This is a genomic window from Pedobacter segetis (assembly GCF_016623585.1).
In the GTDB taxonomy this organism is placed as follows: Bacteria; Bacteroidota; Bacteroidia; order Sphingobacteriales; family Sphingobacteriaceae; genus Pseudopedobacter; species Pseudopedobacter segetis.
The window spans coordinates 83,359-106,226 of record NZ_JAEHFY010000008.1; the positions used below are offsets into that span (position 1 = coordinate 83,359).

Consider the following 22,868-nt stretch of genomic DNA (forward strand, 5'->3'; position numbering starts at 1 on the left):
TTTTTTTATAAAGTATAAATTAAAACTTACGAGCTTTTTAAGCTTCGTAAGTTTTTTATTGTAAATATTATTATGAAAACCCACTATTCTCTTTTCATTTCTTTATCGGCTTTATTGGTAGCCTGTTCCCCAAAACCTTATCAAGAGGCAAAAAAAATCCAAGAAGAAAAAGTGCAACAGGTGGCACAGAAAATGGACGTTAATTTAGCTCCAGTTTTGGTTGATTCCCTTGGAAATACCATTCCTTCAAGCTATATCCCTACGGTAAATTTCGGCAGTCGTAAACCAGATTTCGTTATCATACACCATACCGCACAAGATTCTTTGGCACTTACCATAAAAACCTTTACGTTAGAGCGCACCCAAGTAAGCGCACATTATGTAATTGGTAGAGACGGGCAGGTGGTACAAATGTTAAACGACGAATTAAGGGCCTGGCATGCCGGCCTAAGTAAATGGGGAAACAACGTGGATATGAATTCTTGTTCTATAGGGATAGAATTGGATAATAATGGATTAGAACCTTTTTCTGATCCACAGATAAATAGCTTAATGATTTTACTCGCAAAACTTAAAACTACTTACAACATCCCAACGGCTAATTTTATTGGCCATTCTGATGTAGCCCCAAAAAGAAAACAAGACCCAAGCATTCTTTTCCCTTGGAAAAAACTGGCAGATAATGGTTTTGGCCTGTGGTATAAAACACCAGATATGCCCCCGTCTGCAGATTTTGATATAGAAAACGCATTAAGGAGGATTGGTTATGATACCAGTGATTTGCCTGCAGCAATCATCGCTTTTAAAAGGCATTTTGTACAAATAGATTTAAACCCAACAATGGGCGATTGGGATAAATGTGTGTTGTACAATCTTTATAAAAAGTATTAGATTAAAATTTGGTCGATCTTTTTGTAATAGAAAATTGCCATTTTTCTGTTACCCATTAGCATCTAAAATTATTTAATTTTAAATTGCTTATCCTCAAATAATCAATATGAAAAAATATTTACTCGCCATTTCTTTTTTTGCCATTATTGCAATTTCCCAAGCGCAAGAACTAGGTAAACTTACGGTTGATAAAATTATGAGAAACCCCGTTTGGATGGGAACTTCGCCAACGGAAATTCAGTGGAGTGCAGATAGTAAAACCATTTATTTTCAATGGAACCCAGAAGCGGAGGGTAAAAGTTCAACCTATTTTATTACTACTTCAAACCTCAATCCACAAAAGCTAAATAAGCAGCAAGAGAAAAATTTACCTTCATTTACGGGGGTTTTAAATAAAGCCAAAAACCAAAAATTATACGAAAAGAACGGAGATATTTTTCTGTTGGATATTAAATCAGGAAAGTCTAAACAACTTACCAACACGATAGATAGGGAAACGGGTGTTGCTTTTAATAATGATGAAACTGCAGTTATTTATCAAAAAGGGGATAATCTTTATCAGCAATCATTATTGAACGGGGAGTTAACTCAGCTTAGCAACTTCACAAGAAATAGGGATAAACCAGAACCAAAATTAAACGACCAAGAAAAATGGTTAAAAGATGAGCAGTTTTCTTTGTTCGATATTCTTAAGAAAGAAAAGAAAGAAGAACTTGAAAACACTTTGGAGACAAATTTTAAGAAGGTAAAAAGACCCAAACAAATCAATATTGATGAAGCTTTATTGAATGGTTTGCAACTTAGCCCAAACGGAGATTATATTACCTATCGGTTGATAAAAAGAGGAGAAGGTAAAATAGCAAACGTTCCTGATTTTGTAGATTCTACTGGTTTTACAACTTCAATAAGCACACGTACAAAAGTGGGTGCGCCGCAATCAACTTCCGTATCTTATATATATGATATTAAAAAGGAGACCGTTATAAAAATAAATACCACAACTATTCCGGGTATTAAAGACCTTCCAGATTATGTAAAGGATTATCCAGCACAACTCGCCGAAAGGCAAAAGAAAAATACCGATAGGGCAGTAAATATTGGCATACCAATTTGGAACCAAAAAGGTACAAAAGCAGTAGTAGCTATCTATTCTCAAGATAATAAAGACCGTTGGATAATGGAGTTGAACCCGCAAAATGGCACTTTAACTTTATTGGATAGGCAACGTGATGAAGCTTGGATCGGTGGCCCTGGCGTTGGTGGTTCTTATGGCGGGGGCAATTTAGATTGGATCGATGATGAGACCATTTATTTCCAGAGCGAGGCTTCTGGCTATTCCCATATTTACACTTTTAACACCCAAACAAAAACAAAGAAACAAATTACCAGCGGTAATTGGGAAGTTCAATCTTTAGACCTTTCGGCAGATAAAAAAACTTTTTATTTTACCGCAAATATAGCGCATCCGGGCATTATCCATTTTTATAAAATACCTGTTTCTGGTGGAAATTTGATTAGGCTTACGAGTATGAAAGGTGCAAATGAAGTAAGCCTTTCGCCAGATGAAAAATATTTGGCCATTAGATATAGCTATTCTAATAAACCATGGGAATTGTACCTTCAAGCTAATAAGGATGGAGCAAAGGCACAAAAAATCACGCACTCTACCACAAAAGAATTTGAATCTTACCCGTGGCGAGATCCAGAAATGATCACTTTCAATAATCGCTACGGGACAAAAATTTATGCCCGTTTATATCAAGCAAGTAATCCTGATGCTGCAAAACCTGCCGTAATATTTGTTCACGGGGCGGGTTATTTGCAAAATGTCGATTATAAATGGAGCGATTATTTTAGGGAATATATGTTCCATAATTTTTTGGCCGATAATGGCTATACCGTTTTAGATATTGATTATACCGGAAGTGCGGGCTATGGCAGAGATTTTAGGACTGGCATTTATAGGCACATGGGCGGTAAAGATTTAACCGATCAGGTTGATGGCGCAAAATTGCTGACAGAGAAATATGGGATTGATCCTAAACATATTGGTATTTACGGCGGTTCTTACGGCGGTTTTATTACCCTAATGGCCATGTTTACCCAGCCGGGTGTTTTTGCTGCCGGAGCGGGCTTACGGTCTGTTACAGATTGGGCACATTATAACCACGGTTATACTTCTAATATTTTAAACGAACCTTATAACGATGAAAAAGCATATCAGCAAAGTTCCCCAATCAATTTTGCCGATGGTTTAAAAGGACATTTATTGATGTGCCATGGTATGTTAGATTTGAATGTCCATTTTCAAGATATTGTGCGTTTAAGCCAGCGTTTGATAGAATTAAAGAAAGATAACTGGCAATTGGCCGTTTACCCAATAGAAAACCACGGGTTTGTAGAGCCAACAAGTTGGCGAGATGAATATTCTAGAATTTATAAATTGTTTGAAGAGAATTTAAAGAATTAAGGAGCTTTGAATTTATTGATGGGGCCATGGATTAATATAAGTCTGTAAATCATAAAAATCCCATCAAACTTTCCAATTTCATGCCCCTTGATCCTTTTACCAAAACCAAAGCATCTTTTATTTTTTGGTTTTTTAAATGATTTTTTGCCTGTTCTGTAGATTCAAAAAATTTTAGGTGCTGATCATCCCTTTTTTGTTGGAAAAAATATTTCCCGATGAATATAATCTCGTTAAATTGATAGGACAAGGTTTTTACTATCAAATTTAGATGTTCTAATTCTGTTTCAACACCTAACTCAAACATATCTCCCAAAACCAATATTTTTTTATCGGCTTTAAGCTGATTAATGTTTTCTATGGCCACCAACATACTGCTGGGGTTGGCGTTATAAAAATCGCAAATAACGGTGTTATTTTTGGTTTTTACGATTTGGGAACGGTTGTTTTGAGGTTGATAACACTTTATTCCATTGTTTATTTCATCGGGCGAAAACCCAAAAATTAAGCCTATTGCGATACCGGCTAAAATATTCTCGAAATTATAAGCACCGGTTAACCCGCTTAAAACCTGATGGCTTTTGTTTTGGTAAATCCATTTGATACCTAAAAAAGGTTGGTTAGAAACCAGTTCGCCAAAAACTTGGTTATCTGTACCTTTACCATAAAAAATTTTGTGGTTAATATTTCTTTGGGCAGCCATTTGGGTAAGCGCATCACTATCTTTATTGATAAATGCCGTTCCGTTGGTTTTTTCTAAAAAATCATACAGCTCACCTTTACCTTTTTTTATGCCTTCCACACCACCAAAGCCTTCTAAATGAGCTTTGCCGATATTTGTTATTAGGCCATAATTAGGTCGGCATATTTCGCAAAGCATTTCAATTTCTTTTTGATGATTTGCACCCATTTCAATTATCGCAATTTCATGGGTTTTGTTTATTTCAAGCAGAGTTAAGGGTACGCCAATATGATTGTTAAGGTTGCCAGAAGTTGCCAAAGTGTTAAATTTTTGGGAGAGGATGCTATTGATCAACTCCTTTGTGGTTGTTTTACCGTTAGATCCTGTGAGGCCAATTACCGGAATAGTCAGTTGTTCTCTATGATGTTTGGCTAGTTCTTGTAATGCAATTAAGGTATCATCAACTAAAATATATCGATCATTTTTTTTATAGATGGGATTATCAATCACAGCATAAGCAGCACCGCTTTCTAAAGCAGTTTGGGCAAAGGTATTTGCATCAAAGTTCTCTCCCTTTAAAGCAAAAAACAGGCAATCTTTAATTATTTTGCGTGTATCTGTACAAACCTTCGGATGTGATAGATAAACTTGATATAAACTCTTCATAAATGATAAATATAACTTGTAGAGGTTAAAAATAATTAATGTTTCTGAATATGGTTTGCAATCTGTAAAGTAAAAATCATTAAATTAATTTATTTCGTAGCCATAATAGAAAAATTTACTAACCATCATAAAAAATTGGTTAAATTATTGCTATTTTAAAGATATTAAGTTAACACTTTAAAGAATAATATGAATTTTGATAAAGCCTATAACCTGTTAGTTGGTAAGTTACAAACTTGGTTTGCCGAAACCGTTAAATTACTACCAAATATTGTTTTAGCAGCCGTAGTATTGGTAATTGGGGTATTTGTAGCCAAGCTGATTAGAAAATATTCTTTTAAAATAATACAGAAATTCTCTTCTATACAAACTATCAATAAGCTTTTTTCTTCTTTCATGTACGTGATTTTTATACTGATCGCCATATTTACGGCATTAAATATAATTGGTTTAGATAAGGCCGTAACCACGGTTTTAGCGGGTGCTGGTATTTTGGGTTTGGCCTTGGCTTTTGCTTTTCAAGATGTGGCGGCTAATTTTATGTCGGGTATCTTTATGTCTTTTAGGCATCCTTTTGATGTTGGCGATTTGGTAACCGTTAATGATAAAATGGGAAGGATAGAAGCTATTAATTTAAGGGATACCACGTTAATTACCCTTCAAGGTCAACGTTTGATTATCCCTAACAAAAGCGTGTTTCAAAATTCAATAGAGAATTTTTCATCTACAGGTAAAAGGCGTTTAGATTTTTCTATCGGTATTTCTTATGGGGACGATTTAGAAAAAGTAAGAGGTTTAGTTGTAGCTTGTTTAACCGATTTAGAGTATAGATTAAAAGAAAAAGAAGTAGAAGTTTATTTTGATGAATTTGGCGATAGCTCCATCAATTTTAAATTGAGGATCTGGCTTAATTCTGTAGAACAAGCAGATTATTTGAATGCCAAAAGCGAAGCAATTATCTTGATCAAGAAAGCCTTCGATAATAACGACATCATGATCCCATTCCCGATAAGGACATTGGATTTTGGAATTAAAGGTGGAGAAAAACTATCTGAGATGAAGCTGAATTTATTGAACAGCGCTAAAACTTTAGATAGCAAATCAATTAAAGAAGATTAAAATTCAATTAAACGATCGGTTTTCGAGGTTATAGTTTAATCCTCAAAATTGCCCCTATGGTAAGGATACTAGATTTTAGCCCATTCCATTCTTTAATACGCTCAATAGTTGTATTTTCGAATCGTTCTGCAATGGCAGAAAGCGTGTCTCCGGCTTTTACTTTGTAAGCAATGTAACTTGGCTTTTTCTTTATGGGTTGTTTTACCTCATCAACAGGTTTGTTAACTACCAGTTTTTGCCCAATGGCGATGGTGTAATTTGGCAAATTGTTCCAAACCTTAATATCCTGAACTTCCACATCATAACTATCAGCAATTTTATTGAGGTTTTCTCCTTTTTGTACAATATGCGTAATTGTTTTAAAAGGTTTTGTGGGTTTTTGTATGGCATCTATAACTTTGATACTTTGATCTTCATCCGCATTTAATGCGTCGAAAAAGTGGGTATAATCGTTATAGGTCAATTTTGGGATCACCAATCTTTTTGGGCTTTCTTTGGTTCCGTTTATCAGTTGTTTTTTATAAGATGGATTTAAGTTTTGAATATCTTTTTCATCTAAATTTAATGCAGAAGCAATATTATCAAATGATATGTACTTGTTAATGTAAATAGAATCTGTTTTTAAGATATTATCATCGTCATTTATCATTATTTGTGGATGCCTGCTATAATAATTCATAATGTAATTTGCGGCTATGAACGCAGGGACATAATTTCTTGTTTCGCTGGGTAGGTAACCTTGTATTTCCCAAAAATTTCTTGAGCCTCCCGCTTTTTCAATTGCTCTGGTTACGTTTCCTTTACCACAATTATAAGAAGCCAAGGCCAATAGCCAATCGCCAAGCTCATTATAAGCATCCCTTAAATAGGCAGCGGCAGCATAGCTAGCGGCAATAGGGTCTTTACGCTCATCAACATAATTATCGATATTTAATCCATAAACCCTGCCCGTGGTGTACATAAATTGCCACATACCCGTAGCGCCAACCCTAGAAACAGCCATAGGGTTCATAGATGATTCGATAATGGGCAAATATTTGAACTCTGACGGTACCTGATAAGCGGCTAATGCTTTTTCAAAAATAGGAAAATAGTACTTTCCTAAATTTACCATGTGCCCAACTTCTTCTTTTCTCTTGCTTAAAAATATATCTATATAGGTTTGAACGTAAGAATTGTAATCTAGAGGAATGGAAGCATGAAGTGAATCTAAACGATACTTATAAACTAGGTTGGGATTATATTTAAAAAGTTCTAATTGAAGGTTAACATTTGCCGGGTCAAATAAGGTATCGGTTTTAATGAGTTGTTTAATGAGCCTTGCTTCCTTTGCGTTAAGCTTGATCTTTTTTAAGGTATCTGATTTAAAAGCAAAGGTTGATAAGTTTATTAAAAAAATAAAACTGGTGGTTAGCACAACAATTTTTCTCATTTTTTAAGCTTTAAACCGATGCAAATGACCGGAGAAATTAATATTAAATATGTTTAGCAAAAGCTAAAAGTTCTTCTTCTTTAAATCTTTTTCCAATAATTTGCATACCAATCGGTAATCCGCTTTCGGTTTCTCCCGAAGGTATGGATATGGCTGGCAAACCTGCTAAAGATGCCCCAACCGTAAAAATATCTGCTAAGTACATCACTACGGGATCGGTAATTTCTTCCCCAATATTAAAAGCGGGTGTTGGTGTAGTGGGTGTTATAATAAAATCATAATCCTCTAGAATATGATCCATTTTTTCTTTGATCAACCTCCTTGCTTTTTGTGCTTTAGAGTAATACGCATCATAATAACCGGCACTTAAAACAAAAGTTCCTAACATGATACGCCTTTTTACTTCTTCGCCAAAACCCTCTGATCTGGATTTTTTGTAGGTGCTTATCAAATCTTTGGCATCTGGGCTGCGATAGCCATAATGTACGCCGTCATATCTTGCTAAATTTGAGGATGCTTCGGCAGTTGTTAAAATATAATAAGTTGCCACAACGTGGTCCAGATATTCAAATGAAACGGGTTTAACGGTATGCCCGTTATCTTTAAGTTTTTGGAGCTGGGCGAGGATGTTATTTTTGATTTCTGGGTCTAATCCTTCAGAATGGAGGGTTTCTTCTATGTAGGCAATTTTCTTTTTCCTTTTATCATCTAATAATTTTGAGTATTCAAAAACTTTTACATTAGAAGAGGTAGAATCATGAATATCGTTACCTGCTATAACCTCTAAAATTAAAGCGGCATCATCAACAGATCGTGTTATTGGGCCAACCTGATCAAAAGAAGAGGCATAAGCTACAACACCATACCTAGAGACCCTTGAATAAGTTGGTTTAAGGCCTACAACGCCACAAAAAGCGGCAGGTTGCCTTATAGATCCGCCAGTATCAGAGGCTAAAGACGCAAAACATAAACCTGCTTGTACCGCAACGGCAGAGCCTCCAGAGGAGCCTCCCGATACTTTTGTTTGATCGGCAAAGTTTTTTACGGGGCCAAAAAAACTAGTTTCGTTAGATGCGCCCATCGCAAACTCATCGCAATTTAGCCTACCGATGATAATGGCATCTTCGTTTAAGATCTTTTTGGTTACCGTGGCAGAATAAACCGCTTGGTAGCCTTCCAAAATTTTAGAAGAGGCCGTCATCTCATGGCCTTTAAAAGAAATATTATCTTTTAAGCCAATGATCATCCCCGCTAATTTTCCGGCTGTACCATCATCAATTTTCTTTTGGATCTCTTCTGCCCTTAAAAGGGCTTCAACCTTAAAAACCTCTAAAAAAGCATTAAGATGGGCATATTGTTCAATTCTTGAACAATAATGTTCTACCAAATCAATAACCTTGATTTGTTTGCTTTTAAGAGCTTGCTGTAAATCTGAGAATTGAGAGTATAACTGGATTTTTTGTGTAACCATTCTATAAAACAAAACCTTGAATCCCCGAAATTAATAATTTCAGCCATTCAAGGTTAATAGAACCCTAAATAAATCAGGATTAATTAAATATTTTTCGTGTTTTCTTCAGTTTTATCTACTGGTTTTTCATAATCTGATTTATCGACACCATTTTGGGCATCTTTAAATTCTTTTACGCCTTTTCCCATTCCTCGCATTAGTTCTGGTATTTTTTTACCACCAAATAAAAGCAATAATGCCAATACGATCAAAATAATTTCTGGAGCACCTAAACCCATTTTTTTATTTATTTAAATTGTTTATAAATTTTGTTTTTCTTCTGGAGTTTTAACGGTTTCAATTGTTTCTCCGTTAGGTAAAACTTCCGTTTTTTGAGCTTCTACACTTGGTAGGGCTTCTTTATGTTCTGCTTTTTCTTCTCTTTTCAATTCTTCATCAGCCGTAAGCTGATTGATGTTTCTGTGTATTTCCCTTTTAACATCATCAGAGGCATCTTTAAACTCCCTAATCCCTTTTCCTAATCCTCTGGCTAATTCGGGTAATTTCTCGCCTCCAAACAGAAGAAGGACAGCAAATAAAACCAAAACTATTTCTGGTGTGCCAAGGTTTAAAAACAGTAATGTATTATGTAACATTTTTTATTTATGCTAAGACGGTTCAAATATAATTCTTTTATTTTTATATCATTAACGTTTATATGATGATAATAGTTTTAGTTAGGTGCCAACCAATATTTTGGATCTTGTTCTACCAATGAATTGTCTGATTTGTATAAATGAAATTCAAAATCGCCATCACTACCGGCTGTACCTATAACTTGTTTTGTGCTAATTTTCTGGTTCTTGGATACACTTACTGTTGCAAGGTTTACGTAGGCTGTGAAATATTGCCCATGTCTTACCAAAACAGTGGTAGAGCCTGCCACATCGGTTATTAAGGTAACCGTACCTTCAAAAACAGCTCTGATATTTCCTCCGGCGTTTGTTCTTAATTTCCAACCGGTATTTTCAACCACCACGTTTACGCCATATTTCTCTCTCCCTGCATACTGGGTAACTACTCCACTGGCAACTGGCCAAGGTAGCCTGCCACGGTTATTCACAAAATCTGCAGATAACTTGGCGGCCTCCGGCGTTGCGTTTAAATAAGAGCCTGTTTTTGCTGCCGGGGCTTCTTTTCCCTCTGCTTTTGCCTTTGCGGCTGCAATCCTTGCTTCTTCTTCTGCTTTTTTCCTTGCAATTTCAATTTCTCTGGCGATGGCCTGTTTAATGGCCCGATCTAATTTTTGTGCATCCCTTTGCTTTTTGGCCAGGTCTTGTTTTAATTTTTTTTCTTGTGAGGTTAAACTGCTTACTGCTTTAGCCTGTTTTTGTTGCGCCGTACCTAATGTGTTTTTTTCTTTCTCTTGATCATTTAATAAATGATCTTTATCTAATTTGTTTCTGTTTAATTGTGCTAATTTATTTTTGATGGCGTTTTGGGTATCTTCTATGTATTTGGCCTGCTTTTGCCGATATTCCCCAAATTGCTGCAAATATTTCATCCGTTTGTAGGCTTGGTTAAAATCTTTAGCCGCAAAAATATACATCAATTTACTGTAAGACCCTTGGTTTTTTTGTGCGAACCTGATCATGGCCGCATAATCTTTTTTAAGTTGGGTAAGTTGTGCCTGTAAAGACCGTACTTGGTTAACATTGTCGTTAATTTGCCCATCTAGCAACCTAATTTCTGAGTTGATGGTATTGATCTTTTCTTCTTTTAACCTTATTTGCGCCCTTAGTAGATTTAATTGTTTTAAGGTAACTTTTTTATCTTTTGAAGTCTTGTTCAAGATATTATTGGTCATTTCAATATCTTTGTTCAACTGGGCTTTTCTTTTTTCTAGTTCAGAACGTGATTGGGCAAAAGTTTGGGCACCTAAAAATACCAGCAGCAGAATTAGAATAGATTTGAAATACTTCATTTTGGCAAAGGTATTTATTTTAGTCAATCACTGAAAATCTTTTGGGCACATTAAAAGGAAAATCTACCGGTTGGTTCAGTTGTGTTTTATCATAATCCATTACCAACGTAATTTTTTTATTGCCAGCTTGTGATGATAAAGTGCTTGTTTTTGTTACCAATTGATTTAAAATCTCTTGAAATGCTGTAATATTTAACTCTAATTTTTGATTATGCAGCTCAGAAACCAAAATAGTTGATTTAGGTTTTAGATTTTGATCAAGCCCGATTTGATAGATCATTTGATTGGTTTGCCCCGTTAAAGTAATGGCACCATCTTTTTGGTTGATGCTGGTTTTATCATTTAAGGCAAAAGGTAAGCAGTTGCCCACCAAAACCGCTTCTAAAGCGTTATAATCTATATCATCGTTACTAAACTGATGGATAAAAGCAAAAGGTTTTTTGATGTAATTGTTATTGATACGGTCCATTATTTTTAAACTATCGGGCGTGATCAATGCCCTTGCCGCTTCTAATCCCGCAATGTAGGTAACAGATACCCAAATACCCTCTCCTTTTTTTATCCTGATGTTTAGGGTAACATCAAAACTTTTATCATTAATGGTTAAAGCAGTTGCAGCTTTGGTCGTAAAGGTCGAAAAATCTGCCTGTTTTGCATCAATTTTAGAGAAATCTGCTTTTAAGGTTATAGCATTTGCAGATTTAGCTATCAGGTTTTTCTTTGATTTACAAGAGAAAAGTAATATTGCGATAAGCAGCAATATGATATTATTCGATATATTTTTTCCCATCTATTTTTTTCTGAAGTAGCGAGTTTTTACTATTTAGCAATAAGCTTTTTTTCCAATTGATCAAAGCATTGTTTACATCGTTCAATTTATAATAGATATCTCCTAAATGTTCAAATTGTAAAGCACTTTTAGGATTATTCTCTATGGCTTTTAGCATCCATTCCTTTGCATCTGCATATTTTTCTAGCTTAAACAATATCCAAGCATAAGTATCTTGAAATGAAGCATTGCCAGGCGCTAGTTTATTTGATAAGGCCGACATTCTCTCTGCTTTTGCCAGATCATCATTTCTTAACGATAAATAATAAGCATAATTATTTAAGGCGTAAGTGTTTTTTGGTTCTATTGCCAATGCTTTTTCATAGGCATTGGCAGATTCCTTATATTTTTTTTCCGATTGATAGGCATCTCCGAGGCCACTATAAATTTGTGCTTTAATGCCCGCATTATCAATATCGAAATTTAAGGCGTTGTTAAAATAATTGATGGCCTGGCTGGCGTTGTTTTCTTGTAAATATCCAAATGCGGTGTAAAAATAAAGTTGATATTGGTTTGGGAAATACGATAATGCTTCTTCTCCTTTAGCCACTAATCCTTTGCCATCATTAAAATATAGCTGAATCCTTAATAATTGATCCCAAATGGCATATATGTTTTTATTTAGATCTAAAGCTTTTTCATATTGCATTTGCGCCAATTTATAATCTCCTTTTTGATAAAGGACATCGCCATACAAAGAAAAAGATTTTGGATCGCTTGGATGTACTTGGGTTAATATCAAAGATAATTCCTGTGCTTTTTTTAAGGCTAAAGTATCAGGAAAGGAGTCAAAATATTTGATGATGATTTTTACTTTTTGATCTATCCCTAAACTTTCTTGTTTAAATGCCGCTTTGATTTCCTCAAACGCCTCATCTGTTTTCTTTTGCGATTCTAATATTTGTGCGATAGCAATTCTTGTAAAAGGATTGTTGCCATCTATTTCTTTAGCCTTTTGATAAACGGTTAAAGCTTGATCGGCCATGTGGTTAGAGTAATACAGATCACCTAAAAACAGATAATACCTTACATCTGTTGGGTTGTTTTTTATCAGTTGCCCTAAATCGGCGGAAGCCTTACTAATATCTCCCTTCTTAAGATAAATGCGTTGCCTGCCTTGTAAAACCTGATCTGTTAAACCAACCTCTTTTTCCAGTTTGTTATAAAGCGTTAATGCCTCATCGGCCCTGCCCATCATAAACAAAGCATTTGCTTTATCAAAACGATATTCTGTTTTTAAGGGGGCTAAATTTATCAGCTCATCTAAAGCATAATTTAATAATGAAAAATCTTGTAGTTGCTGGTAGATGTTGGCGTTTAATAGCCAATACCATTCGTTATCTGTTTTTATGGTTACCGCTTTTTGGGCGTAATCTTTGGCTTGGGTTAAATCTCCTTTCTTAAAGTAGATCATCCCCAGTTCATACAGGGCGAAATGGTTTGCGGGGTATATCTGTAATATCTGATTAAAATAATCTATGGCCAAGGTTTGGTTTTGCACCACTTTTTCTCGCAAGCCAGAATAAAAAAGTTGGGTAACCTTGTTGCTGTCTTCTGGTGTAAGCTCTTTACCTGTAATGATAATGAGCTCTTGCTTTTTGTTTTTTTGTGCAAAAGCAGAAAATACTGATAGGAATAAGAAAAAGAAGAAGATTTTCTGCTTGCCCATTTTATTATTTAACGCCCGTATGTCCGTAACCGCCTGCGCCACGCACAGTTTCAGATAGTGAGGTAACTTCTATCAATTCTGCGGTTTCATGTTTTGCAATTACCATTTGGGCAATGCGGTCCCCGTCTTTAATGGTAAAATCTTCATTAGATAAATTAACCAGCAAAATACCTATTTCGCCTCTGTAATCTGCATCAATTGTACCCGGAGAATTTACTAAACCAATACCGTGTTTATAGGCTAAACCGCTTCTTGGCCTTATCTGTGCCTCATACCCTAAAGGCAATTCTATAAATAAACCTGTGGGTATCAGTTTTCTTTCTAATGTTTTTAAAGTTACATCAGCTTCTAAATTAGCTCTAAGATCCATACCGGCAGACGCTTCTGTACTGTAACCAGGGATTGGATGTTTTGATTGATTGATGATATTTATCTTCATAAACTGGCAATTATTTTTTTTATTTGATGACGTTCAAGGTATAAAATTATTAATCCAAAAATAACGAAAAGGGCGTTGCCCATAATTAGGTCTCTTTTGAAATACACAAATGAAAACCAAACTATAACGATAGAAGAGATTAAATAGGCAACATTTTTTTTGAGATGGTAAGGGATGGCATAATTTCTTTGCCCAAGAATATAAGATAAAACCATCATGCTGGTATAAGCAATTAAAGAAACCCAGGCCGAGGCCATATATCCATAAAACGGGATAAAAATAAGGTTTAAAATGATCGTAATGATTGCCCCCGCACCAGAGATATACAAACCATATTTTGTTTGATCGGATAATTTGTACCAGATAGAAAGGTTCATGTAAATACCCAAACTCACATAGCCAAAAAGCAAGATAGGCACCACGTTTAAGCCCTCCCAAAATTCTTTACCGATAAAATGTTTTAGTATTTCTACGTTGGCAACTACCCCAACAAATATCAAACTGATAACCAAAACAAAATAGTTCATAATGGTGGCATAGGTTTGTTTGGCGTTTTCGTTTTTGGCATGTGAGAAAAAGAAAGGTTCGGCACCTAGCCTAAAAGCATTGATAAAAATACTTAGGAATATGGCTATTTTGCAGCAAGCACCATAAATACCCACTTGTGCCTCGCTAATAGATGGGGGTAATAAATGCCCCAAGAATATTTTATCCAGATTTTCATTAACTATGAAAGAAAGGTTTGCCACAAAAATAGGCAAGCTATATACAAGCATTTCTTGTATCAGCTTTTTCTGTGGCCTAAACCTTAATTTTATTAATTCTGGGACAAGTAAAATTATGGTTAAAGAACTGGCTATTAAATTTGATATAAAAACATAGCCCACCCATTTTTGCCTATACCACCCAGCAAAAAAATTAGCTAAAGGAAGGTTGTTTTTTATGATAAAAGGGATGGCGAAAATAAAGAACAGGTTTAAGCAGATAAAAGTGATGATGTTGATGAGTTTTAGAGTGGCATATCTCCCCGGTTTGCCATCGGCCCTTAACCTTGCAAACGGGACAACGCTTAAACCATCTATCACCAATATCACCAAAAAAAACTTGATGTATAAAATATAATCCGAGAGGGGGGTTGGCCTGCCATCTTGTATCCAAACGGCAATGGGATGTATAAATGTAAAGCAGGTTACCAAAAATAGTGCGCTCATGATAGCAATCATCATAAATGTATTGCTGTAGATCACCTCTTTTTGTCCTTCCTTTTTATTAAGGTACCTAAAAAAAGTAGTCTCCATACCAAAAGAGAGCAAAGCGTTTAAAATTGAAGCATAGCTGTACATTTCTGTAAAAATGCCATAAACCGCCCTAGAATAAACTTTGGTATAAATTGGGGTCAGAAAAAAATTTAATATGCGAGAAGCAATGGTACTTACCCCATAAATAGCCGTTTCGCCTGCAAATTTTTTTATTGTTGACAATATTATTTTTTTAGGATGTTAAAATTCTGATGATTTTGCACTTCAATTTCTTCCACAATTGCATCATCTACACGGGCATCATCAGGGCCGTATTTGCACCAATCTAAAAAATCTTGCATAAAAATGTCTTCGCCTTCGGCTTCTATTAACACAGAACCATCTTTTAAATTTTTTACAAAACCTTTTACACCAATTTGATCGGCAACGGCTTTGGTGCTTGCCCTAAAGAAAACGCCCTGCACCCTGCCAAAAACTGTTATTCTTAATGCTTTCATTTTTTATGATGGTGTTAAAGCTATCGATAAAGATGGCAAAAATAGGATTTTTAAAATTTAGGAATGAAAGATAATATTAACAGCAAGAAATTAGATCAATTTCTTAAGCGTGGTAGCTTCGCAAATTTCTCCATCTTTTAAATTTTGCAATAAATTTAAACCTGGGGTTTTTCCTACTTCAATGCTGCCCATATCGGTTTGTAAACCTAAAAACATAGCACCATTTAGGGTTGCCCATTTCAATATATCGGCGGTAGCAAAACAATTGGTGTTCTTTTTCAATATTTTCATTTCGCTCAAAATATCCAAACTATCATTAGATGCCAAACTATCAGTACCTATGGTAATGGGAAAATCGGTTTGTTTAAAGAAATCTAAAGATGGTAAAGTATTTTCTATGTATAAATTTGCGCTTGGGCAAAAGGCCCAGAATAGCTGTAAATCAAATCTTTTGGTCAAATAAATGTCTTTTAAACTGGTAAAAGTGTTGTGTACAAATAATATGTTTTGCTTTTTGGGCAAAAAGGGGACAATAGATTGTATTGCGTTTTTTTGTTTTGCTTTAAAAGATTCTGCATTAATGTTCAAATCTTTGAAGAAACCGATAAAAGGGCCGGTCTTAGTCATGAATAATTCTGTCTCGTGTTTGCTCTCTTGCAGATGAATCGATATTTTATTTTCTTTCCCTTTACAGTATCTTCTCAACTCTTTTATCAACTCTATAGAAATAGAATATGGGGCATGCAAGGCCAAAGAAGCAGGGGTTTTGAACTGATTTTTTAAAATAGAAGCATTTTGCATAATTTCTTTAACTTTTGCTTCTTCAATACCGATCATTTCTATAAATGTATGGTACCTTATTTTGCTTTTATGCTTGATCTCTGCAGATATAGCTTGGTTAGAAATATCGCCAACGGCAACGATACCGTTTTTCCACATCTCTTCATCTGCTTTTTGTATGGCAGAAAGGATAATTTCTTCGGGGTAGTTTCTGGTAAGTATCACCTCTTTTATAAACTGTATCAGCCCGGTTTTTTGCTTTATTTTTTGATGAAGGTGGGAAAGTTCTAAGTGGCAATGGGTGTTAATGAATCCCGGGGTAATGATACCCTCATATCTTTCTATGTTGGGGTCTAAAGAAATCTTTTCATCTGTTATGGATAAAATTTTTCCATGATCATCGGTTACTACTATCCCATCAGGGATGATATCCCCGGTTATGGTGTAGATATAATCTGCTTTGAAGCGCCTCATTTATCAATCTTGTGTAATGGTAAATAGGTTTTAGGTTTACTTGTTTTAAAAAAACCTAGAAACTCAATTTATCTAAAAATATTTAATGGGTACTATTTAACAAAAAAAGGTCAATTTATTGACGATAAAATTTAAAATTTTTGCGCCCCGTTTAATAATGCTAATTTTGCGCATAGTTTATGGAAAGCATTGTAAAAAAGGATATTAGGGGTTTAGACTTAAATCAGTTAAAAGAAATTTTTGCACAAATGGGCGAAAAATCTTTTAGGGCAATACAAGTTTATGAATGGCTATGGAAAAAAGCTGCCCGTGATTTTGATGAGATGAGCAACCTTTCTAAAGATTTAAGGGAACAGCTTAAACTTCATTTTGTGATCAATGCCGTTAAAATAAACAGTACTCAGTTTAGTGCCGATAAAACCATAAAAAACACTTTTTCTTTACATGATACCCACTTAATTGAAGGCGTTTTGATCCCCACCACAGAACGGATGACCGCCTGTGTTTCTTCACAAGTGGGCTGTAGCCTAACCTGTAAATTCTGCGCTACGGGCTATATGGAAAGAAAACGCAACCTAAACGCCGATGAAATTTACGATCAAGTAGTTTTAATCAATAACCAAGCGATAGAGAATTACGGCATCCCGCTTTCTAATATCGTATATATGGGAATGGGCGAACCCCTTTTAAATTACGCCAATGTATTAAGATCTATCGATAGGCTTACATCGCCAGATGGTTTAAATATGGCCTCTAAAAGAATTACGGTTTCTACCGCCGGCATTGCTAAAATGATCAAAAAATTGGGCGATGATGAGGTAAAATTTAATTTGGCCTTGTCTTTACATGCAGCAGATGATACAAAGCGCAACGAAATTATGCCCATAAACGAGCAAAATTCTTTGCAGGCTTTGGCCGAAGCTTTAAAGTACTTTTATGCAAAAACCAAAAACCCCGTTACTTATGAATACATAATTTTTGATGGCGTAAACGATAGTTTGACCGATGCCATGGATTTGGCCAAGTTTTGCAAACATGTACCTTGCAAAGTAAACATCATTGAATACAACCCTATCTCGTTTGCAGACTATACCAATGCCGATGTAGATAAAACAGAGATTTTTGCCAATTATCTAAAGAAACAAGGCATCAATACGCACCTTAGAAGAAGCAGGGGCAAAGATATTGATGCCGCCTGCGGACAATTGGCAGTAAAAGAAACTCAATAGCATCATGTTAGCATCTATAAAACAATATCTAAAAGATTTTGATGCACTATTTTTCCCTAGGGTTTGCCAATCTTGCGGCCGCTCTTTGGTAAAAACAGAAAGCTGTTTTTGTACCATTTGCATTTATCAATTGCCATATACCAAATATCATCTTGATCAAAATAATAAACTAGCCAAACAGTTTTGGGGAAGGCTCGATATCGCATCGGCGGCAGCTTTTTTATACTTTAACAAAGCGGGTAAAGTACAGAACATGATGCACCAGTTAAAATATAACAACCAGCCCCAAGTTGGTGTAGAGTTGGGTAAAATGTACGGGAAAGAGTTGGTTAAAGAGTTTCATTATAATAATATAGAAGCAATAATACCTGTTCCGCTGCATCCCAAAAAGTTTAAAAAGAGGGGTTATAACCAAAGTGAACAGTTTGCCATTGGCCTATCAGAAATAATGAAGATACCGGTTTATAACCAAATTCTTTACAGGGATCTAGAGAAAGAAAGCCAGACAGGGAAATCCAGAACTTTGCGTTTTGATAATATGGAAGCCGTGTTTAAAGCAGAAAAACCAAATTTGGCGTTAAATAACATTTTATTGGTTGATGATACCATTACAACCGGAGCTACCTTAGAAAGCTGCGCCCTAGTTTTACAAAGCATCGGAATAAAAAAGATAAATATTGTGGGGATCGCTTTCACAGAATAATTATATTAGCCCATATTTGCCAGAAATGAGAATTACTCTTTTATCTTTTTTAGTTTTAAGCCTTTTTGTTCTGTCTTGTAGAAAGGATGATAAAATTGATACAGGTACCAACCTTAGGCTTCAATTTTCTACAGATTCTTTACTTTTCGATACCGTATTTACCAGTAGCGGCACAACAAATAGGGTGCTTAAAATCTTCAACTATAATAAAAACAGCGTTGTGATCTCTGATCTAAAACTTGCAGGTGGCGCAAATTCGCCGTTTAAAATTAATATAAATGGCGTTGCCGCCGATGCTTTGCAAAATATAAAAATTAAGGGCAATGATTCTATTTACGTATTTGTGAAGGCCTTTATTGATCCAAATAATGCAGATTCTCCTTTTTTGGTAGAAGATGAGTTGCAGATTACACTTAACGGAAACGAACAAAAAATACCGATCGCTGCCTACGGGCAAAACGCTGTTTATTTGAACAAAACGGTAATTGCTACCAATACCACATTTTTAAAAGGCAAACCTTATATCATTTATGATTATGCAATAGTTAACCCAAATGTGGTTTTAACGATAAACCCGGGTGCCAGGCTTTACTTCCATAAAGACGCAAAAATACTTGTTTCTGGTACTTTGAATGCCTTGGGGGCATTAACCGATAGCATCACCTTTACCAGCGATAGAACAGAAAGGATCTATGACGATGAGCCAGGGCAGTGGGAGGGGATCCATATATTAAAACCTAGCATCAACAATAAAATAAATTATGCGGTTGTAAAAAATGCCTTGGCGGGTATAAGGGTAGATTCTTTGAGCAATAACGCCAATCCAAAACTCCTGCTTAGCAATTCTATAATCAAAAACCATGAAGTTGCCGGTGTGTTAGGCTATACCGCCAGTATTACTGCCATCAATAATTTAATGTACAATTGCGGCCAATATTTGGTTGTAGGTTTATACGGGGGCGATTATAGGTTTTATCAAAATACATTGGCAAACTTTAATTATAATTTTCCTCGTAAAACGCCTTCGGTTTATTTTAATGATAATTTGAATGGCGATGCCAATAAAGTTTATGCGCTAAACACGCAATTTTACAATAATATCATTTACGGAAGCTTAAACAAAGAGCTAGGTTTTGATAAAATCGGGAACTTGGGTTTTGCACTTGATTTCCAAAACAACGATATTAAAACCGATAACCAAGATTTGGGTACTTCTAATATTTACAATAGCGATCCTTTATTTTTAGATTCTAGGAGAGAAAATTATCAGATAGTTTCTAATAGCCCAATTAACGGTTTGGGAAAAGATCTAACATCAAATTTTTATTTTACCGATTATTTGAGTAAAGATTTAACCGGGAAAAATAGAGTTTTTCCCTCATCTTTAGGGTGTTACGAAAAGTAAAAAAATATTGTTTTTTTTTGAAACCTTTAAGTAACCCATCTCGTAAAAATACATGAGAGCGTTAATTTAGATTAGAGAAAGCGGAGTTCTTAAAGGACTTCGCTTTTTCCTTTTAAAGGATTTTTGTAAACCGATAATTTAGGACCTGCTTAAACAGATTTTAAAGCAAAAGATCTTATTTTCTTACCTATCGCTTGGCATATCGTTTTCACGATCAACCTTTGGCCTATCGGCTCTATTGGCTAAATCCCAGGCTGTAAAGAAAACCAGTTGGGCTCTTTTTGCCAATAAGGGGAAATTGATCTTCTTAACCTCATCGGTTTTTTTATGATAATCTTCATGTACCCCGTTAAAGTAAAAAATAATCGGGATGCCATGTTTTGCAAAATTATAATGGTCAGATCGATAATAGAACCTATTTGGATCTGTTGGATCGTCATATTTATAATCTAAAGTCATATTTGTATAAGTAGCATTGGCTTTTTCATTAATTTCTTTTAGGGTAGAACTTAACTTATCAGAACCGATCACATAAATATAGTTAGCAGAATCTGCCTTGCCTTTGTATAACTCGCCAACACGTCCTATCATATCAATATTTAGATCGGCAATGGTGTTTTTTAATGGGAAAACAGGGTTTTCAGAATACCATTCAGAACCTAAAAGGCCTTTTTCCTCGCCCACTACTGTCATAAATAAAATGCTTCTTTTGGGGCCTTTGCCTTCTTTTTTAGCTTTAGAAAAAGCTTCGGCAATTTCCAAAACGCCCGTTGTACCCGATCCATCATCATCTGCGCCATTGTAAACATCGCCATCTTGGCCAATTCCCAAATGATCGTAATGGGCTGTAACCACTAAAATCTCTTTTTTAAGTATTGGATCAGCACCTTCCAAAAATCCCAAAACGTTTTTTGCTTCTAGCGGGTTTAATGTGCTTTGTATATCTATCTTCAAATCAGAAAAGAACCCAAAAGTTACAGGTTTGGCAGTTTCTTTTATCTTATTCTTTAGATCATCAATGTTTTTTTTAGTAGCGGCCATTAGATCATCAATTTGCTGTTTACTAAAATATAGGTTTGGCGTATTTTCTTTTGTATCCTCTTTACCTAATATTAAAATAGGCCTATCAAAATAAGACGCATAGCTTTGCATTCTTTCTATATCTTCACTTAAAGTGATAATAGCTATGGGGTTTTTCGCCTTTATGGCATTTATCTTTTTAGTTCGGCTGGTTGTCCAATCAGACATTTTTGTGGTACCTGTTATTAAAGATTTCCCATCTATGATGGGTTCGCCGGTTAAAATAATGGCAACTTTGCCTGTTAAATCTGTTGCGCTTAAATCATCATATTTATCTGATGCAATGCCATAGCCAACAAATACAAACTCTTTATAATCTGCTTTGGTATCATTAAAAGTGCCAGGTAAAATATAGTAATCTTTTAAAAATTTTAGCGGTCTGCCGTTTATCCAAAGGTTTCTTTGTGCTATTGTTCTTTCTTTTAAATCTAACATCTGAAAATAAGAAGAACCATTTACAGGGCCTTTCAAACCAAGATCTTGAAACTGACTTTTAATATAAGCTGCTGCTTTTTGTGCACCTGCTCTGCCGGTTTCACGCCCTTGCATATCATCTGCCGCTAAAATGTTTAATCTTACAGCAGCATCTTCTTTGGTAATTGTTGCGGCATATTTCATCGCGGTTTTATCTTGCGCATTTGCCCATGCAGCAAAAGCTAAGCACCAGATGATCAAGATCTGTTTTTTCATTTAAGTTATGTTTATGTTATCGGTTATATTTAATGTTAACCTCAAATGTATCATATTTTATTTGACGGTTTTGTAAAGATTTTAATAGGAAATTTACAGGCTTTTTACTTTGAACAATACGGCTAAAAAAAATCGGTAAAGGTTATTCTGCCTTTTACTTCAAATTAATTTTATGCTTTAAGATGAATAGTTTGGTTTTTAAGATTTTAGGCAAGCGATTTATTTACCTGTTGGAACAATTTTTGGGCGAAGGGTTTCATCAATTATACCTAAAAATTAATCTAAGATATAGTAAACAATGATCGTAATCTCACATTCAAAAGGATGGAAAATAATTAATCAACACGCTCATGGGCTTTTGGCCGCCATGTTAGCTTATCAATACGATATAGATTTACCCAATGAAATCATTGTGCCTACGCTTATTGCCATTGCAGAGCATGATGATGGGATAGCGGAAACCGCAGATGATAAAAGCCTCACCGATGCAGGCGCACCTCGCCATTTTATGCTTAGCAATGAGTCAAAAAAATCTAATTTAAAGCAGCAATTTAATGTGATGGAAATAGCGAGTTCAAAAAGCCAATTAAATGCGCTATTAACCTCTATGCATATTAATTTTTTGTTTGGGGATAAAGAGGAAAAGGATAAAAAACTAGAAAAGTTCTTAAATGATCAAGATATAAACAGAAAGCGTATTTTAAAAGATCTAAACATCGATAAGAAATATGCCGAGCGATTATACCGTTTTGTAGAATGGTGCGATGCTTTTTCATTGCTTATTTGTATGGATGAGATACAGCCCGAAGGCCGAAAAATGGAAATATCCCGAAGCCCTGATGGCGATATGAACCAGGTTTTTTACAAAGGAAAAAATGAAATTTGTGTTGAACCTTGGGTATTTAAAAACAATAATTTCAAGGTTTTTTACGAATATAAAGTTGTAGAACAGCTTAAATTTAATTCTATTGAAGAGTTTAACAAAGTTTTTAAAGAAATACCTGTACAAAGAGAAGAATTTACTTTTTCAAAATAGACAAGGTTTTTTTATTTTAATTAAACTAGGGTTTTATTGCCTTATATCTATTAATGTTTTTCCGTAGATTTTTTGGTTTTACCTAAA

General features: G+C 35.1%; 20 protein-coding genes. 7 read left to right on the forward strand and 13 right to left on the reverse strand.

From position 1 onward, the window contains the following. Positions 1-72 precede the first annotated feature (72 nt). Positions 73-891: an N-acetylmuramoyl-L-alanine amidase gene (locus I5M32_RS07020; protein WP_200585482.1), complete on the forward strand. Its 819-nt coding sequence runs from the start codon at positions 73-75 to the stop codon at positions 889-891. Positions 892-997: 106 nt separating this feature from the next. Continuing rightward, positions 998-3,361, forward strand: a complete 2,364-nt coding sequence (locus I5M32_RS07025; RefSeq protein WP_200585483.1) for a S9 family peptidase — start codon at positions 998-1,000, stop codon at positions 3,359-3,361. Between the two features lie 49 nt (positions 3,362-3,410). Here I5M32_RS07025 and I5M32_RS07030 read toward each other — a convergent pair whose 3' ends face one another. Then, positions 3,411-4,706: a UDP-N-acetylmuramoyl-tripeptide--D-alanyl-D-alanine ligase gene (locus tag I5M32_RS07030; RefSeq protein WP_200585484.1), complete on the reverse strand. Its 1,296-nt coding sequence runs from the start codon at positions 4,704-4,706 to the stop codon at positions 3,411-3,413. Between the two features lie 189 nt (positions 4,707-4,895). Here I5M32_RS07030 and I5M32_RS07035 point away from each other — a divergent pair, with 189 nt between their 5' ends. Beyond that, the gene (locus I5M32_RS07035; protein WP_200585485.1) at positions 4,896-5,825 is read left to right on the forward strand and encodes a mechanosensitive ion channel family protein; all 930 of its coding nucleotides are present in this window, start codon (positions 4,896-4,898) and stop codon (positions 5,823-5,825) included. Between the two features lie 28 nt (positions 5,826-5,853). On the opposite strand, the gene I5M32_RS07040 is transcribed toward I5M32_RS07035, so the two are convergent. The 11 genes from I5M32_RS07040 to I5M32_RS07090 form a co-directional block, all read right to left on the reverse strand. After that, on the reverse strand, positions 5,854-7,257 hold the full coding sequence (locus I5M32_RS07040) for a lytic transglycosylase domain-containing protein (protein ID WP_200585486.1): 1,404 nt from the start codon (positions 7,255-7,257) through the stop codon (positions 5,854-5,856). A gap of 43 nt (positions 7,258-7,300) precedes the next feature. Continuing rightward, positions 7,301-8,728 (reverse strand): Asp-tRNA(Asn)/Glu-tRNA(Gln) amidotransferase subunit GatA, encoded by a 1,428-nt coding sequence (gene gatA / locus I5M32_RS07045; RefSeq protein ID WP_200585487.1) that lies wholly within the window; start codon positions 8,726-8,728, stop codon positions 7,301-7,303. A gap of 83 nt (positions 8,729-8,811) precedes the next feature. Next, on the reverse strand, positions 8,812-9,006 hold the full coding sequence (locus tag I5M32_RS07050; protein WP_200585488.1) for a twin-arginine translocase TatA/TatE family subunit: 195 nt from the start codon (positions 9,004-9,006) through the stop codon (positions 8,812-8,814). Positions 9,007-9,027: 21 nt separating this feature from the next. Further along, positions 9,028-9,363 (reverse strand): Sec-independent protein translocase subunit TatA/TatB, encoded by a 336-nt coding sequence (locus I5M32_RS07055; RefSeq protein WP_200585489.1) that lies wholly within the window; start codon positions 9,361-9,363, stop codon positions 9,028-9,030. A gap of 77 nt (positions 9,364-9,440) precedes the next feature. Beyond that, positions 9,441-10,691, reverse strand: a complete 1,251-nt coding sequence (locus I5M32_RS07060; RefSeq protein WP_200585490.1) for a murein hydrolase activator EnvC family protein — start codon at positions 10,689-10,691, stop codon at positions 9,441-9,443. A 19-nt stretch (positions 10,692-10,710) separates the two neighbouring features. Next, complete coding sequence (locus I5M32_RS07065) at positions 10,711-11,481, reverse strand: DUF4292 domain-containing protein (protein ID WP_200585491.1); 771 nt, start codon at positions 11,479-11,481, stop codon at positions 10,711-10,713. Next, complete coding sequence (locus tag I5M32_RS07070; RefSeq protein WP_200585492.1) at positions 11,459-13,189, reverse strand: tetratricopeptide repeat protein; 1,731 nt, start codon at positions 13,187-13,189, stop codon at positions 11,459-11,461. The genes I5M32_RS07065 and I5M32_RS07070 overlap by 23 nt, the downstream gene beginning before the upstream one ends. A 4-nt stretch (positions 13,190-13,193) precedes the next feature. Next, entirely contained in the window at positions 13,194-13,628 is a 435-nt protein-coding gene (gene dut, locus I5M32_RS07075) for a dUTP diphosphatase (RefSeq protein ID WP_200585493.1), read from the reverse strand. Further along, entirely contained in the window at positions 13,625-15,109 is a 1,485-nt protein-coding gene (locus I5M32_RS07080) for a lipopolysaccharide biosynthesis protein (RefSeq protein ID WP_200585494.1), read from the reverse strand. The genes dut and I5M32_RS07080 overlap by 4 nt, the downstream gene beginning before the upstream one ends. A 2-nt stretch (positions 15,110-15,111) precedes the next feature. Next, positions 15,112-15,384 carry an acylphosphatase gene (locus I5M32_RS07085; RefSeq protein WP_200585495.1) on the reverse strand — a complete coding sequence of 91 codons (273 nt, stop codon included), beginning with the start codon at positions 15,382-15,384 and terminating at the stop codon, positions 15,112-15,114. A gap of 90 nt (positions 15,385-15,474) precedes the next feature. Further along, complete coding sequence (locus I5M32_RS07090) at positions 15,475-16,638, reverse strand: amidohydrolase family protein (protein ID WP_200585496.1); 1,164 nt, start codon at positions 16,636-16,638, stop codon at positions 15,475-15,477. A gap of 179 nt (positions 16,639-16,817) precedes the next feature. Here I5M32_RS07090 and rlmN point away from each other — a divergent pair, with 179 nt between their 5' ends. Genes rlmN through I5M32_RS07105 form a run of 3 tightly spaced genes read left to right on the forward strand, consistent with a single transcriptional unit; the run spans position 16,818 to position 19,975 of the window. Then, positions 16,818-17,867 carry a 23S rRNA (adenine(2503)-C(2))-methyltransferase RlmN gene (gene rlmN / locus I5M32_RS07095; protein WP_200585497.1) on the forward strand — a complete coding sequence of 350 codons (1,050 nt, stop codon included), beginning with the start codon at positions 16,818-16,820 and terminating at the stop codon, positions 17,865-17,867. Between the two features lie 4 nt (positions 17,868-17,871). Next, the gene (locus I5M32_RS07100) at positions 17,872-18,570 is read left to right on the forward strand and encodes a ComF family protein (RefSeq protein WP_200585498.1); all 699 of its coding nucleotides are present in this window, start codon (positions 17,872-17,874) and stop codon (positions 18,568-18,570) included. Between the two features lie 25 nt (positions 18,571-18,595). After that, the gene (locus tag I5M32_RS07105; RefSeq protein WP_200585499.1) at positions 18,596-19,975 is read left to right on the forward strand and encodes a hypothetical protein; all 1,380 of its coding nucleotides are present in this window, start codon (positions 18,596-18,598) and stop codon (positions 19,973-19,975) included. A gap of 183 nt (positions 19,976-20,158) precedes the next feature. Here the strand turns inward: I5M32_RS07105 and I5M32_RS07110 are convergent, their stop codons facing one another. Then, positions 20,159-21,745, reverse strand: a complete 1,587-nt coding sequence (locus tag I5M32_RS07110; protein WP_200585500.1) for a M28 family peptidase — start codon at positions 21,743-21,745, stop codon at positions 20,159-20,161. A gap of 298 nt (positions 21,746-22,043) precedes the next feature. Between I5M32_RS07110 and I5M32_RS07115 the strand changes: the two genes are divergently transcribed. Next, entirely contained in the window at positions 22,044-22,781 is a 738-nt protein-coding gene (locus I5M32_RS07115) for a DUF3891 family protein (RefSeq protein ID WP_200585501.1), read from the forward strand. The last annotated feature ends 87 nt before the right edge of the window (positions 22,782-22,868 follow it).